The sequence below is a fragment of the Paenibacillus sp. JT31N7 genome, from assembly GCF_059692095.1.
Genome location: NZ_JCAUAT010000006.1, coordinates 166,345 through 180,689 on the forward strand (window position 1 = coordinate 166,345; position 14,345 = coordinate 180,689).

Annotated in this window: 16 protein-coding genes; 7 read left to right on the top strand and 9 right to left on the bottom strand. The window is 55.5% G+C overall.

The features are described 5' to 3' along the window. Positions 1 to 82: 82 nt before the first annotated feature. The 3 genes from AC58P5_RS22890 (at position 83) to AC58P5_RS22900 (ending at position 3,251) form a co-directional block, all read left to right on the top strand. The gene (locus AC58P5_RS22890) at positions 83 to 307 is read left to right on the top strand and encodes a hypothetical protein (protein ID WP_497390687.1); all 225 of its coding nucleotides are present in this window, start codon (positions 83 to 85) and stop codon (positions 305 to 307) included. 356 nt (positions 308 to 663) lie between these two features. Continuing rightward, the gene (locus AC58P5_RS22895; protein ID WP_497390689.1) at positions 664 to 2,640 is read left to right on the top strand and encodes a tetratricopeptide repeat protein; all 1,977 of its coding nucleotides are present in this window, start codon (positions 664 to 666) and stop codon (positions 2,638 to 2,640) included. 80 nt (positions 2,641 to 2,720) lie between these two features. Further along, complete coding sequence (locus AC58P5_RS22900) at positions 2,721 to 3,251, top strand: STM3941 family protein (protein ID WP_497390890.1); 531 nt, start codon at positions 2,721 to 2,723, stop codon at positions 3,249 to 3,251. A gap of 121 nt (positions 3,252 to 3,372) precedes the next feature. On the opposite strand, the gene AC58P5_RS22905 is transcribed toward AC58P5_RS22900, so the two are convergent. The 5 genes from AC58P5_RS22905 to AC58P5_RS22925 form a co-directional block, all read right to left on the bottom strand. Next, on the bottom strand, positions 3,373 to 4,164 hold the full coding sequence (locus AC58P5_RS22905) for an SDR family oxidoreductase (protein ID WP_497390691.1): 792 nt from the start codon (positions 4,162 to 4,164) through the stop codon (positions 3,373 to 3,375). A gap of 112 nt (positions 4,165 to 4,276) precedes the next feature. After that, positions 4,277 to 5,314: a mannonate dehydratase gene (uxuA, locus tag AC58P5_RS22910; protein WP_497390693.1), complete on the bottom strand. Its 1,038-nt coding sequence runs from the start codon at positions 5,312 to 5,314 to the stop codon at positions 4,277 to 4,279. A gap of 22 nt (positions 5,315 to 5,336) precedes the next feature. Continuing rightward, positions 5,337 to 6,044 (bottom strand): GntR family transcriptional regulator, encoded by a 708-nt coding sequence (locus AC58P5_RS22915; RefSeq protein ID WP_497390695.1) that lies wholly within the window; start codon positions 6,042 to 6,044, stop codon positions 5,337 to 5,339. 248 nt (positions 6,045 to 6,292) lie between these two features. Further along, complete coding sequence (locus AC58P5_RS22920; RefSeq protein WP_497390697.1) at positions 6,293 to 6,439, bottom strand: hypothetical protein; 147 nt, start codon at positions 6,437 to 6,439, stop codon at positions 6,293 to 6,295. An 89-nt stretch (positions 6,440 to 6,528) separates the two neighbouring features. Next, positions 6,529 to 7,491 carry an acetylxylan esterase gene (locus AC58P5_RS22925; RefSeq protein WP_497390699.1) on the bottom strand — a complete coding sequence of 321 codons (963 nt, stop codon included), beginning with the start codon at positions 7,489 to 7,491 and terminating at the stop codon, positions 6,529 to 6,531. Positions 7,492 to 7,690: 199 nt separating this feature from the next. On the opposite strand from AC58P5_RS22925, the gene AC58P5_RS22930 reads away from it, so the two are divergent. Next, positions 7,691 to 8,152 (top strand): GNAT family N-acetyltransferase, encoded by a 462-nt coding sequence (locus AC58P5_RS22930; RefSeq protein ID WP_497390701.1) that lies wholly within the window; start codon positions 7,691 to 7,693, stop codon positions 8,150 to 8,152. Positions 8,153 to 8,201: 49 nt separating this feature from the next. Here AC58P5_RS22930 and AC58P5_RS22935 read toward each other — a convergent pair whose 3' ends face one another. Then, positions 8,202 to 9,356, bottom strand: a complete 1,155-nt coding sequence (locus AC58P5_RS22935) for a Gfo/Idh/MocA family protein (RefSeq protein WP_497390703.1) — start codon at positions 9,354 to 9,356, stop codon at positions 8,202 to 8,204. A 140-nt stretch (positions 9,357 to 9,496) separates the two neighbouring features. Here AC58P5_RS22935 and AC58P5_RS22940 point away from each other — a divergent pair, with 140 nt between their 5' ends. Next, the gene (locus AC58P5_RS22940) at positions 9,497 to 10,672 is read left to right on the top strand and encodes an AraC family transcriptional regulator (protein WP_497390705.1); all 1,176 of its coding nucleotides are present in this window, start codon (positions 9,497 to 9,499) and stop codon (positions 10,670 to 10,672) included. Between the two features lie 33 nt (positions 10,673 to 10,705). Beyond that, complete coding sequence (gene ybaK / locus AC58P5_RS22945) at positions 10,706 to 11,185, top strand: Cys-tRNA(Pro) deacylase (protein WP_497390707.1); 480 nt, start codon at positions 10,706 to 10,708, stop codon at positions 11,183 to 11,185. Positions 11,186 to 11,333: 148 nt separating this feature from the next. Here ybaK and AC58P5_RS22950 read toward each other — a convergent pair whose 3' ends face one another. Next, positions 11,334 to 12,032, bottom strand: a complete 699-nt coding sequence (locus AC58P5_RS22950; protein WP_497390892.1) for a peptidylprolyl isomerase — start codon at positions 12,030 to 12,032, stop codon at positions 11,334 to 11,336. A 253-nt stretch (positions 12,033 to 12,285) separates the two neighbouring features. Here AC58P5_RS22950 and AC58P5_RS22955 point away from each other — a divergent pair, with 253 nt between their 5' ends. Further along, a complete protein-coding gene (locus AC58P5_RS22955) occupies positions 12,286 to 12,831 on the top strand; it encodes a glutathione peroxidase (RefSeq protein ID WP_497390709.1) in 546 nt (181 codons plus the stop codon). Between the two features lie 65 nt (positions 12,832 to 12,896). Here AC58P5_RS22955 and AC58P5_RS22960 read toward each other — a convergent pair whose 3' ends face one another. Both AC58P5_RS22960 and AC58P5_RS22965 read right to left on the bottom strand, forming a co-directional pair. After that, entirely contained in the window at positions 12,897 to 13,565 is a 669-nt protein-coding gene (locus tag AC58P5_RS22960) for a 3'-5' exonuclease (protein WP_497390711.1), read from the bottom strand. A 13-nt stretch (positions 13,566 to 13,578) separates the two neighbouring features. Beyond that, positions 13,579 to 14,328 carry an MBL fold metallo-hydrolase gene (locus AC58P5_RS22965; RefSeq protein WP_497390713.1) on the bottom strand — a complete coding sequence of 250 codons (750 nt, stop codon included), beginning with the start codon at positions 14,326 to 14,328 and terminating at the stop codon, positions 13,579 to 13,581. Positions 14,329 to 14,345 lie beyond the last annotated feature (17 nt).

Here is a 14,345-nt window from a genome sequence, read left to right on the forward strand (position 1 = left end):
CTAGCGGTTTTTTGCAATCGCTAGGCATTTTTGCTATATTTTGGTATATAATGGTCCTGTGTGAAGAAAGGAGAAGGCCAAATTGAGTATTAGCTACCCGCTAAATTTTATTTTGTTCATCGTTGTTTTCCTAATGGTCGACCAGTTGTCACTAAATAATTTTCTGAAAATCGCATTAGTCGCAATAATATTGGGTGGTATAGATTACCTATCCTTTAAAACGGGGCTTATCGAAAAGAAAGTTCCTGTATATATAGGTGCTGGCTTTATGGTGTTAGTAATCGCAGTCATGTTTTCATTAGGGTAGTAGTCTTTGGGGCAATATTCTCGCTGAGAATAAGAGCCCGTAGACCGGTATTTCTCCCGGTTCTTTTTTCAGTAGTCCTTGCCGCGGCCTGCCGGTTGAAGGGCTATTTTTGCTTCCTTTCATCGTCCGTCCGTAAAAACGTATACCTCCCCCGAGTAATAATTTGTATAATAAAAGGATAGCTGTACCGGAAGAGCGTACGAAGGCGGGTTCCTTTGACGTTCTTTTGCTGCATCGGGGGCTGCCGGAGCTTTTGAAACGGGCCGGTACGGACGACGTATGAAACCGTGTTTCATTTTCACGATTTCAGGTATACTTACTTACTGCCGGAGGACAGAACAGAGGGAGGGAAGACCGTGAAGCTTTTTAACGGCTATTATATAAAAAAAGGCAGACAGTACATAAAAGAAGGGAATTTCGCGAAAGCGCTCCAGTATTACGAAAAGGCCGATTACGGCAAGCTGGATACCGCCGAAAAGATTCGAGTCGCGGAAGTTTATCACGAGTGCGGGCGTACGGAACACGCGCTGTCTCTCCTGGGGGACATTATCGGGAGGGTGAGTTCGGATAAGGCCCATGAGCGGCGTGCGCATATTTTGCAGGAAACCGGCCGGGAAGAAGAGGCCATGCGGGATATGGACGAGGCCATCCGTCTCAATCCCGAACCTTACATGTACTGGTATACGAGGGGGATATGGCGCAAGGATTTTCAGGATTACGAGGCGGCGGCCGCAGATCTGGAAGAATGCGTCAAGCGCGAGCCCGAAGATTCCGTCGTATCGACCTACTACGAGCTGGGCATGTGCTACTGGCGGATGGATGATTACGAACGGGCGGAGGAAACATTCCGCAAAGTGCTGTCGTATCCCGACCGGGACATTCCCATTTTCCATTACAGGCTGGGTAAGACGCTGGAAATTATGGGCCGTCCGGAAGAAGCCGTCAGTTCGATGCGCAAAGCCGTCGACCAGGTGATCGAATGGGAGTACATTTCGGATAAAGGGCAGCGGCTCGTGCTCAACCGGACCGGATACGGTCCGGGAGCTTTCCGTGTTTTCATGGAAGAAGCGGAGCGTACCTGCGGATTCCGCAAAGACCTGGCGGGCCTATACACGAGTCTGAAACGGTACGGGGAAGCTTTGGAAGAGATCGACCGCGCTCTTGAAGCCTACCCGGACAACAACGGCTTGTACCTGCAGCGTGTGGCGGTCTACCGCAGCTTAGGGCGCTGGGAGGACGCGGAGCGCGAGCTGGATGTTCTGGAAAAGGAGCGGGACGTGGAAGAGCGCGTTCTGTGGATGGAAAGAGTCCTTCTCTACCGGGCGCAGAACCGGGATTCCGAAGCGGTGCCTCTGCTTCACAAACTCTACGAGCAGGATTCGGGGAATCCGATCGTCTGCTACTGGCTGGCGGATGCTTACCTGGATCTGGGCCAGACCGAGAAAGCGCTGGAATTCAACAAGCGCCTGCTGGAACTGGAGGACGACGATCCTCTTAACGAACAGCAGCGGGGTCTGATTCTGGAAGAGACCGGCGCCTTCGGGCAGGCGGCGTCCGCTTACGGCAGAGCGATCGCGATGCAGGACCGTGCGGATTTCCGCATGAAGCGCAGCTATGCTTATTTCATGGACTCCCGCTTTGACGAGGCCCTGATGGATCTGCATCATGCGGCGGAGCTGGAGCCCGGCATTTCCGAGGGAGCCGGCTACCATCATGCGATGGGCCGGGTGCTTGAGGAGATGGGCCATCTTGAGATGGCCATCGCTTCTTTTACGAAAGCGATCGACATCCAGCCGGAGCATGCGTCCTATTACGAGAGCCGGGCGAAATGCTATCTTACTCTGCGCGAGCTTGAAAAAGCGGAGCTGGACTGCATCGTCGGCTACGATAAGGATGCCTCCTGCACGGACCTGATCAGCCTGCGGGGCAATGTGCTGTACTTGAAAAAAGAGTACGCCGAGGCCCGAAACCTCGCCCGCCAGTTTTCGAGACTTCATCCGGACAGCCCTTCGGCTTTTTTCAATCTGGGTATCGTCTGCTTTAAGCTGGAGGGGGAAGAAGACGCGGCACGCAACGCTTTCGACCAGGCTTTGGCCTTGGATCCGTCATACGGAGCTTGTTATATCTACAAGGCTTATCTGGATTACGGCCGGCTGGATTTTCAGGCGGCGATCGAGAATTTGGCAAACTGGAGCCTGTTCACGTTCCCGGAGCTTTCGCTTGAGGAAAGGCTGGAGCATCTGGAGGAGCTGGAAGGATTGAACGAAACGGTACTGGAAGGTGCGGCGCGGCGCATTACCGAGATGTATCAGGGACACGTGTATCTGTCTTAAAATCGTCTTTTTGTTTCAACTTTCACGCGGCTTGTTATATAACGGATAGAGGAAAATTAGGGGGGATTGTTTTGCTGCCGGTGCATCAGCCTAATGAATGGATCATTTATCCGAGTACCAAAAAAACGATAGGGCTCGTTTTGGCCGCACTCGTTTTTGTTGTTCTGGGTGTCGTATTTATAGGAGTGGGACAGTCGGACGAGGAGAATTCCCTGGGACTTGTGGTGATCGGGGGAATCAGCGTTGCCTTTTTCGGGGCGTGTCTGTTGTATCTGGTTTACCGGCTCTTCAACCGGAGGCCATCTCTTATCGTGAACGATGAGGGGATTGTGGACCATTCGTCGGCTATCGGCGGGGGCGAGTTGAAGTGGGCGGATATCGAGGAAATTAAGCTGTACGACTATATGGGCCAGCGTTTTATCGGCATCCGCCTTCACGACACGGACACGTTCCTCGCCCGGCAGAACGGGTTCAAGAAAGCGCTTATGAAAGCGAATCAGGGGCTGGTGCAGGCTACGGTCAACATTACGCAGACCGCCGTGAAGATGCCTTTGGAGGAGCTATACGTGCTGATGCTGGAAAAATGGGAGCGCGACGGCGCCAGTGCCTGAAAAGGGCGGCCGCACCCGTAGTCATACATAGGGCAGCGGACGACGGCGGACATACGCGCCGCCGTCGGACAAACGCCAAAAGGGCGCTCTCCATGTTCCGTGGAGAGCGCCCTTTTAGTGATCAGCCGCGCAGGAGCGACTCTGCGCCGTCGACGTAGATTTCCGTCCCCGTGACATGGGAGGACTCGTCGGAAGCAAGGAACAGCACGAGATCGGCCACCTGCTCGGGCTTTCCCGGCGCACCCTTGAGCGGGTGATCGCCTTCCGGGAATTCGACCGGAATTTGAACTTCCTTCAAATCGTCGGTCGGATACGTGTTATTGTCGATATTCGTGTCGATTGCGCCCGGACAGATGGCATTTACCCGGATTTTGTACCGGGCAAGCTCCAGGGCCGCCATTTTCATAAAGGCTACCTGACCGGCCTTTGTCGTGGCATACGTAGAAAATCCGATATTGGAAAAGACGCGGTTGCCGTTAATGGAGCTTGTGATAATAATGCTTCCGCCTTTTTCTTTCAGATGAGGGATCGCGTATTTGACGGTAGCGAACGTTCCGCGCAGATTGATGTTAATCGTCTGCTCCCATTCGTCGATTTCCAGCGTTTCGATCGGAGCTTTGGTTCCGTTGATGCCCGCATTGGCGAACACGATATCGATGCCGCCGAATCGGCTGACCGCCTGCCGCAATCCCTGTTCGATCATCTCCGGCTTGGAAATATCGCACTCGATCACGAGAGCCTCTCCACCGGCGCTTTCGATCGTCTCTTTCGTTTTCTCCGCGTTATCCGGGGTGCGGTCCAGCATGACGATCTTAGCTCCCTGCTGGGCCAAACGGATGGCCGAAGCTTTGCCGATTCCGGAGCCGCCGCCGGAGACGACGGCCACTTTACCTTCCAAACGCTTATCCGGCATGTGTATGCCCTCCTTTTCAGCGTGAGTTCCGCTGTTCGCAAGATCCGAACGGGATAGTAGAACGAGATAAGTCCTTTAAGGAATTACCCTCACGCCGGGCGGAGTGAACCAGCTAATGGTTCAGGGCTTCGCGGATGCCGTTCAGGTAGACGATGCCGAGGGCGCGGTCGTAAAGCCCGTAGCCGGGCTTTCCCGTTTCGCCCCAGATCATGCGGCCGTGGTCGGGCCGCAGGGGACCGTCGAAGCCGACTTCCTTGAGGGCCTTCATCACTTCTACCATGTCGACGGACCCGTGCTCGGAGAGGTGGGAAGTCTCGCAGAAGCTTTTGTCCCCGATCCGCTTGATGTTGCGGGCATGAACGAAGTGAATGCGCTTCCGGTGCCCGAAATGCCGGAGCATGGCCGGGAAATCGTTGTCTTTATGGGCGCCCAGCGAACCGCTGCACATGCACAGTCCGTGATTTTGGCTGTCGTAGAGTCCGAGGAAACGGTCGAGGTTCTCCCGGTTGGTAATAATGCGGGGAAGCCCGAAAATCGGCCATGGCGGATCGTCCGGATGAATGGCCATTTTGATGCCTTCTTCGTCGGCGACCGGCATGATTTCCCGAATAAAATAAGCGAGATGCGACCAGAGCTTCTCTTCGTCGACGTTTTTATAATGGTCGAAAAGGGTTCTGAGCTGGTCGTCCGTATAGCTCGTATCCCAGCCGGGAAGCTTAAGCTCGCCTGTGAGCGGATTCATTTTCTGTGCGACTTCTTCCTCGTAGATGAGGGCGTTGGAGCCGTCTTCGAGTTCGTAATGAAGAGAGGTCCGGGTCCAGTCGAAGATCGGCATAAAATTGTAGCAGACGGTATCGATGCCGGCTTTCGCCAGATTGCGCAGCGTTGTTTTGTAATTGTCGATATAGGCTTGGCGCGAAGGAAGGCCGAGCTTAATATCCTCGTGAATGGGTACGCTTTCAATTACGTCCAGGCGGAGACCGTGATCTTCGATCGTCTGCTTCAAGCGGGTAATTTTGTCGAGCGGCCATGCTTCTCCGACGGGAACATCGTAGATAGCCGACACGATTCCGGTCACGCCGGGGATTTGCCGGATGTTCGTTAAAGTTACGGGATCATTCTCGCCGAACCAGCGAAAGGTCATCTTCATGGTTATCATCCTTCCTGCGTTTTCAGTCGGTGAAATAGTGGGGAAACTGCTCCCGGAGCTGCGGGATCTCATGATCCAGATTGCCGAGATGCCGCTCCAGCAGCTGAACGGTGCTCGTTTCGTCGTTCTTTTTCAAGCTGTCGAACAGCTCCAGGTGCTCTTCGACCAGTTTCCGGGTCAGCACCAGTTCTTTCATCGCCAGATATCTGAGACGATTCAGATGGCCTCGCATATGGTAAACCACTTCCAGCAGAGTCGCGTTGCCGGTCAGTTCCAGGATGCATTTGTGAAAAGCCTCGTCCAGCTGCAGGAACTGAACCACATCCTGATGCTCTGCCGCATCGCTCTGCTCCCGGAGGATACGGCCGATCTGCCTCTCCGCCTGCACGAAGCGGTCGGTATCGTTCCAGCTTCCGGCAGCAAGCTTGAAGGCGCTGCTCTCCAGGCTAAGCCGGACAAAGCTGCTTTCCCTTACTTTGGATTCCGAAATGCGCGCGATCTTCTTATGCCTCTGAGGAAGCACCTCGATCAGATGCTCCGTTACAAGAAGCTGGAACGCATCGCGGATCGGAGTCCGGCTGATCCGGAACGTATCCGCGATTTCGCTTTCGAAAATCGTTTGGCCGGGTTCCAGTTTTAACGTGATGATGGAGTCCCGCAACGCTTCATACGCTTGTTCGCCCAACGACTTGCCGCTCGTTATGAGGGGGACTTGCCGGCTAGATGTCAAACAACTCGCCTCCTTGAATTAGATTAGGATTAAAATAAGTATACGTGTATACACGTATACGCGTCAATGAAAAACGATCCAGATGCTGGAAAGCTGCCGATTAGTCGATCGGGCCACTGGTCAAGCGAAGGCCATCACCGCTTGCGGGGATCGGCCTTGAGGCAGGAAGCGGTTCGGTCCGCCTGCCATTCTATGATCCGCCGTGCGCCGCATGGTCAGGGCCAGCCTTCCGGCGCGCGAATCCCGAGCTAACGTTCCTGCACGGCATGGCGGCGCTGAGGCCCGGCGCTCCCGCAGCCCGGCACATGACCCGAAGGCCGCAGGTTCAAATCCTGCTCCCGCAGCCCCTGGCCCTGCAGCGGAACTGCCAAGTATCCGGGTCCGGGCCGCCACAAAAAAGCAGGCCCCTCCGTTATCCGTCCGCATGCTCTGCTAACAGAATAACTTTAAGTCCTGCTTCTCCAGCCGGGCTCCCGGTACGGCTCTACTGCTCCTCGCGGGCCCATTCGGCCAGATATTTCCTGTGCTCCTGCTGCTGCCGCTCGCTGACTTCATGGCCGGAGAAAGGATGCACGTCGATGTGCTTATCCCCTTCGATCCGGTTGTAAGCGGCGAAGATGGCCTCCGGCCAGCACACCATATCCTTGAGCCCGACGGTCATCCGGACAGGGACCCGAATGCGGTGGGCCAGGTTCATCATGTCGAAATGGGCGAGCGTCTCGAATACCGGCTCCAGCCGGTCCGGGTTCCGCTTGATGAAATCGGCGGCTTCCTTCAGGGAACCGACCGAGTTCAGCACGCCGAAGTCCATGTGGCACATATTCGGGATGTCCGCAACGATCAGCGACACTTTCTCGTGGAGCGCGCCCGTGATCAGCGAGAGTCCGCCGCCTTGGCTGCCGCCCACTACCGCGATTTTGGACGTCCGTACTTCCGGCCGTCCGGCGGCCCACTCGACCGCCTTGTACGCGTCCAGCGTAACCGCCATGTAATAGCAGCGGTCCTTGTCGAGGATGTTCTGCGTCATCCAGCCGGTGCTGGTTCCCGCGTCGTAGTCGAGCCGGTTGCCGGTTTCGCCTCCCTGGCCCCTCACATCGACGGCAAAAACGGCAAAACCCTGAAGCAGCCAGGCCGCATACCGTTCCGGCAGGCCTTTATCGGCCGTATACCCTGGGAACATAACGAGACAGGGGTAGCTCTTCTTTTGCAGAAAAGAGGGAACCAGAAACCATCCGTGAATAGGAGTTTCGTCAAACCCTTCGTAAGTCACGTGATAGGTATCGACTCCGTTCATCAGCGAGTCTCTCCGCTCGACGCGGGCATTGAGGGGCTTGCTTTTGAAAAGGTCCAGCTTCTTGTCCCAGAAATGATCGGCGACAGACGGGTCCAGTGTCAGTGCGGGTTTGTACTGATAAAGGTTATGAATTCTTTTTTCGACGGCATTCATTTCCTAATCCTCCAGCAACTTTGAAGTTTTATTCCATTTATTATAAACTCGCCAAGTGGAAAACACACGATGTTTTTGTGGGCGGAAGGGCAGGATGAAACGGACGGATTTGTAAAATAAGGTTGTAACCGGAGTCAGCCGTAACTAAAATGATAGAAAAGCATAAATCCTATACGCATTAGGAAGGAGAACGCCTGCCATGACTACGGATTCGGTCAGCATCAGACCCGCGACGGAGGAAGATACCCGCCAGCTTCACGATCTCATGATCCAATATATCGTCGATTTCTATAAAAGGCCCCGTCCGGATGAACGAGAACTGGTTAAGCTCATTGACCATCTCCGGCAGAATCCGTCGGCCGGTCTGCAGTTTGTAGCGGAGAAAGACGGTACGCTCGTCGGTTTCGCGACGTTGTATTTTTCCTTCAGCACGCTTCAAGTCAAAAGGACGGCCGTGCTGAACGATCTTTTCGTCGATGCTTCTGCCCGCGGCCATAAAGTCGGAGAGCGGCTGTTCCGCTCGTGCCTGTCCTACATCCGGGAGCAGGGCTTTGCCTATATGACGTGGGAGACGGCCAAAGATAATACGGCCGCCCAGTCGTTGTACAACAAAATGGGTGGACATGTCTCTACGGATTGGCTCGTCTACGAGATCGAGTAAAAACGGCCGGCAGCCCGTCCGTGGTGGACAGGCTGCTTCAAGCGGACGATTACGGCGTACATACCGCCGGCGTGTCGTACCTTATAGGCCGGAACGTTCCGGATACGGCGGATTCACGGGCTTGGATGCACATCAAGGCGCTTAACAGTCCGTCGTCCATCGTAGCGACCGGTGAAGCGGCGCCCCGCATCAGCCCGGCGAAATTGGCCGCAAGGGCGGAGTCGCCGCCGAAATGGTTGTCGCCCGCTCCAATTTCGTAAGTTTCTACGCGGGGCGTGTGGTGCATGAACACTTTCACCTGGTTCGTGTAGAAATCGAACTCGACGGTACCTTTGTACCCGAGGAAACGCGCTCCTCTGGAAGCGGCCGCCCGGCGGGCGAAGAAATTTTGCGAATACGACACATGCATGCCCGATTCGTAGCGGATCAGCGCGCTGCCTGAATCCTCGTTGCCGGTATCCTCGGCGTATACGCAGTATTCCCACGTCTCCGGGATATCTTTGGAGGGAAACGCCGTGCTGTCCGGACAGGTCCGCTTCTCTTCGCAGTCGGCGCATTTCAGTCCCGCAGGTTTGGTGCCTTTGAAAATTTGCTTGGACGTCATGGCGGCCACACCCGTGGGAGCGAGTCGGAGAATTGAATTGATATAGTCGAAATCGTGTGTCGCCTTCTGGAGGAAAAGCCCGCCTGTTTCGGCTTCGTCCCGGTACCAGTTCTGGTAATACACCGCTCCGTACGGCACGTTATTTACGGCCTGCACGTGCTCGACGGTGCCGATTTTCCCGGACTCGATGATTTCCCGGACGAAATTGACGATCGACGTGACCCTCAGGGGGAACGACACTACGACCGGTGAACGGGAGGCCTCGTAGCCTTGTTTCAGCCGGAGCAGCTCCTCCATCGTTGTCGCGACAGGTTTTTCCAGATACAGCGGCAAATGGCGGGAAAGCACTTTAAGCGCCATGGGCGTATGCAGGGAGCAGCGCGTTCCGATCAGAACGCCGTCCAGCCGCTCGTTATCGAGCATCTCGTCGGCGGATGCGTAGAAGGAGATAGCCTCCCGTCCTTTTTCACGGAACTGTTCCTGAAGTTCCCCGAGACGGATATCCGTGATGGCGGTTATTTTGCAGTCCGGGTCCTCCTTCATGATCTCTGACGCAACATGGCTGATGCGGTCGCCGTAGCCGATTATTCCCAGGTTCATAGAAGCTCCTCTTTTCTGAATCGCATTTGGTAAAGGAATAAAATCCGTTATATTCAGTATAAAAAGGGAATTCTTCTTTTTCTTTGTCCGAAGGGTCGGATTTTTTGTCCCTTTTAGTCGGAACGGCAGGAGGTGAGAGTGTGGAGCAGAAGGAGTCGCGGAAAAAAAACGGTGTCCGGGAAGATCAGGCTGTCGGGGAAAAGCGGGGGAACCGGGAAATTCGGGAAAACCAGGCGAAACAGGAGGAGCAAGAGGAGCAAGAGGTGCAAGAGGCGCTGAAGGAAAACCGGGAAGCGCAAGAAGCCCAAGAATACCAGAAAGGCCCGGAAGAGCAAGAAGCCCAAGAAGCCCAAGAAGCCCGTGCCTTGGAACTCCAAGAAGTTCCGGCAAGTGGAGAAACGCGGGAAGACCGGCTAAACCGGATGCAGAGGACGCACCTGGAGCAGGTAATCCGGATCGGCAGCATCATCACGATGTATTATTTCGAACATGGGAAGGACTACGTGTTCCGGGGAGAGCGGCATAACTTCTGGGAATTTCTGTACGTGGACAAGGGAGAGATCGAGGTCGTGACGGATGAAGCGGGGCATGTACTTAAGCAGGGCATGGCCATCTTCCACGAGCCGAACGAATTTCACAGCTTCCGTGCCGCTCCGGGCAGGGCGCCCAATGTTATCGTGCTCACCTTTGACTGCGATTCCCCCGCTATGAACGCTTTTGCGGGCGCGGTTCCGAGGCTGGAGGACGAAGAGAGGGATCTGCTGGCCCGGATTGTCCAGGAAGGGGAGAACGCGTTCGAATTTCCGTTCGAGTATCCGCTGAAGCGAAGAGAGAATGCTCTGCCGGGTTCCGAGCAGCTGCTGCGCTGCTATTTCGAAGCGTTCCTGATCCGGCTGCTGCGCCGGGCGCCGTTTGACCGGGAAGTCTCGCGGGCCCAGATATCTTCTCCGGCAAGACAGAAGAATCAGGAGGAGCTGGCGGCCAAAGTGATTGCCTATATGGAAGCGAATGTGGAATCTCCCGTCACGCTGGATGAAATTTCGCGTCATTTTCATATCGGCAAAACGCTGCTCAAAGAGAGCTTTAAAGCGCAGACAGGCACAACCGTTATGAAATATTGGAGCCGGATCAAGATCGGACAGGCCAAGCTTCTCATCCGGGAAGAGACATGCAATTTTACGGAAATCGCCGGCCGGCTCGGATTCGGGAGCGTGCATCATTTTTCGAAAATGTTCAAGAAAGCGTCCGGCATGAGTCCGTCCGAATATGCCCGCTCCGTGAAAGCGAGAATGGAGCCGGGAGGCGGCCGGGCGTAATCACGATCCATACACAGCAGGGAGGCTGAAACGATGGGGACACAAGCCAAAACAAACGCTTGCCGGATGCTCGACAAGCTCGGTATCGCGTATACCCTTCACGAATACGAGTGGGACGAAGATCAGCTTGATGCGGGAACCGTGGCGGGAAAAGTGGGGATCGGAATCGACAGCATGTATAAAACCCTCGTTTTGCGCGGGGACAAAACCGGGGTTCTGCTGGCCTGTATTCCGGGAGACAAAGAGCTTCACCTGAAGGCGCTCGCTTCGGTAAGCGGCAACAAGAAGGTGGACATGGTCCCGGTGAAGGAGCTGCAGGCGCTGACCGGCTACATACGGGGCGGGGTATCTCCGCTCGGTATGAAAAAGAACTACCCGCTGTATCTGGAGTGCGCGGGGCTGGAGACCAAGCCGGTCAGCATTTCGGCCGGCCGCCGGGGGCTGCAGATTTTCCTCAGCGGGAGGGACCTTGCGGCGGCCGCGGAAGCCATCCCGGCCGATATCACGCACTGAGGAGCGCGAAGAGCTCGGTGTGACAGGAGCTTCCCCGGTGATATTCTCGCGCAAAAAGGCCCGCCAGCATTCAAGCTGGCGGGCCTTTCCGGCCTGCACGCAAGGTGCCGGCACGGCCGGCTTCCGGAGAGCGGCGGCCTGCGGCTGCTTACTTAATCGTTTTCGGCTCGGGATATTCCACTCCGAGCGTATCCACCGTGACCTTCTTCATCGCCGGCGGAGTTTTGGGACGGTCGTTGGCTTCCGTAGGCTGGTTGACGATCTCGTCGACCGCCTCCATGCCTTCGGTTACTTTACCGAAGGAAGCGTACTGACCGTCGAGATGCGTGGAGTCCGCCACCATGATGAAGAACTGGGAGCCGGCGGAGTCCGGATCCTGGGCGCGGGCCATCGAGAGTACGCCGCGGGTGTGCTTCAGCTCGTTCTTGAAGCCGTTGGAGGTAAACTCGCCCTTGATGCCGTAGCCCGGACCGCCGGCGCCGGTTCCTTCGGGGTCGCCGCCCTGGATCATGAAACCGGGGATGACCCGGTGAAAGATTTTGCCGTCGTAAGATCCTTTTTTGATAAGCGAAATGAAGTTGTTCACCGTATTCGGAGCCACATCCGGATAAAGCTCCGCTTTGATGATTTTGCCGTTGTCCATTTCGATGGTCACGACCGGGTTCTTACCGTCCGTCTTCGGCGGCTCCGAACCGCCCGCGGAACCGGCTGCCGTCGGGGACGGTGTCGGAGCCGGAGTTGCCGTACCGCTTCCGTCCGTCTTCGCTTTACCGCATCCTGCGGCGATGACCAGAAGGGCCATCACGAGAAGCAGAAGACCTGTAAAACCTTTGCGCTTGCCTGTCATGTCATTCATTCCACCTTATCTGCATGGTCTCGTTTCTATCATACCGCTTTTGGATGCCGGATGGAAATTTTGGGAACCGCGAGACGTGCAGACCCAAGTTTTTGACTTGTTTTTTGGACTGTGCTACATTTAAAATACACATAAATTGTGGGCAATTTAATTTTTGTAAATCAAATAAGAGCTGGGTACCTGTACCACCGCCGGGCAGCCGCCTCTGTAGTGCGGGACCGCAAGAACATGGAGGAAGATGACGATGAGCGTATACCCTTATTCAGCCAGAAGCATTCGCGGAACGGAAACGAAGCTTGAAGAGTACGAAGGCAAGGTGCTGGTGATCGTCAACACAGCCAGCCAATGCGGGTTTACGTCGCAATACGCCGATCTGCAGAAGCTGTACGAGAAATACCGGGATCAGGGACTTGTCGTCCTCGGTTTTCCATGCAACCAGTTCGGCGAGCAGGAGCCGGGCACGAACGAGGAAGTCAACACCTTCTGCCAGCTCAATTACGGCGTTACGTTCCCGCTGTTCGAGAAAATCGACGTACGTGGTGAAGAGAAGCATCCGCTTTTCGCTTATTTGACCGAACAAGCGCCTTTCGAAGGGTTTGACCTGAACCATCCGAGCGGTAAAATGCTGAATGCGTTTCTGTCGGAAAAGCAGCCGCAGCTGCTCCAGGGCAACGATGTGAAGTGGAATTTCACCAAATTTCTCGTCGACCGCGAGGGCAACGTCGTGAAGCGCTTCGAGTCCGGCGTCGATCCTCTGGATATGCAGCCGGCCGTCGAAGCGGTGCTGTAAAAACGGCGGACGCCGGAAGCATCGCTGTCTGCCGGAAAGTCTCATCCGCCCAAAAGAAAAGGAACCTACGACGTAGGTTCCTTTTGTGCGAACAGGGCCAGCTTTTCGAACGGGTTGTTCGTGAAGCTGTCGCCGGTTTTGTACACGACCTCCGTCGTGTATAGGGGGAGATCCCCCGCCTGATTCCGCTCCAGCTCGAGCCGGTCATGCAGGTGGATGAACAGCTTGGCGGTATTCATCGCATCGTCCAGGGCCCGGTGATGGGAGCCGTCGAATGGGATATTCCAGTATTCGAGGGCGGTCTTGAGGCCCATCTGCTGCTGTTTCTCCTGCCGGACGAGTCCGGCCATGAGCTTTTGCAGGTTGTTATGGTTGCAGATCCAATCGGTTTTGACGCCGTGCATCCGGCAGTCGCTGCCCAACTGGATCAGGTCGTCGGGACCCCAGGCGCACAGATAATAGTCTCCGTCGCCGATCCATTCGAGCAGACGTTCCAGCACGAGCGGCCAAGGTTCCGCCGATTGCAGCTCGCTTTGTTTAATGCCGGTCAGGGCCTGCGTGGAGGCGGAAATAACCGGGGACCGGTCCGGTTTTACGAAGGATTGAAACGTGCCGGTTACGGCAGGCTTGCCGTCCGCGAATTCAACGGCCGCCGCCCCGATTTCGATAATTTCCGAAACGTGGATCTTTTTGCGGGTAACGGTCATCTCCAGATCATACACAATTACTTTCAAAGAAACTCACCTCCTAGAGAGAAACCCTCATCATATCGTGTGCCAGCAACACGCCCGGTGTGCCGGTTTTTTTATATTGGGCTAAAACCTCTTCGTAAGGCTCGTCATCCGTAAGATGAATCGCGATCACTTGAGGGATTCGGTCGACCGGATAGAAGGTCAGGATGCCTTCCAGGCTCGTGTGGATGCTCATGTCGCCCCGGGCCTGCGTCGCTTCGTGGATCAGGACGTCAATCCTTGGCTGGCTGCGTATCCATTCGCTCGGGGCCGTGTCCGCCGAATAGACGAGTACCTTCTCCCCGCACGCGACCGTGATGCCCGATGTGGAGCCCGAATGCAGGCTCGTGAAGACGGAGACCGTCATATCGCCCTGCACGAACAAGGTACCGGGCTCTGTGCAGTCGAACGGCTGCACCTTAATCTCGAAGCCGATCGGCCACTCATCGGTTCGGTACGCGCGGAGAATATCGCCGAGCTGATCCTGATGATCCTGCGGGCAGCAGATGATCAGCGGTTCTTTTCTTTTGCCGAGCCACATGCCCCATAGCAAAGAAGGGAGACCGAAAATATGGTCGATGTGGAAATGGGTAAGAATGACTCCTTTGATGGTTTGCAGCGGGATTTCAGCCTGTTTCAGTTTGCCGAGCGGATTGCCGCCCACGTCTATCATCCAATTGCCTTCCCTATGCTGAAAAAGCAGGTAAGTGTTGTCCCTTTCCCTGCTTCCCGAAGCGCTGGCGCTTCCTAATATAAGAACGTCCACGGTGCTTTCCCTCCGAT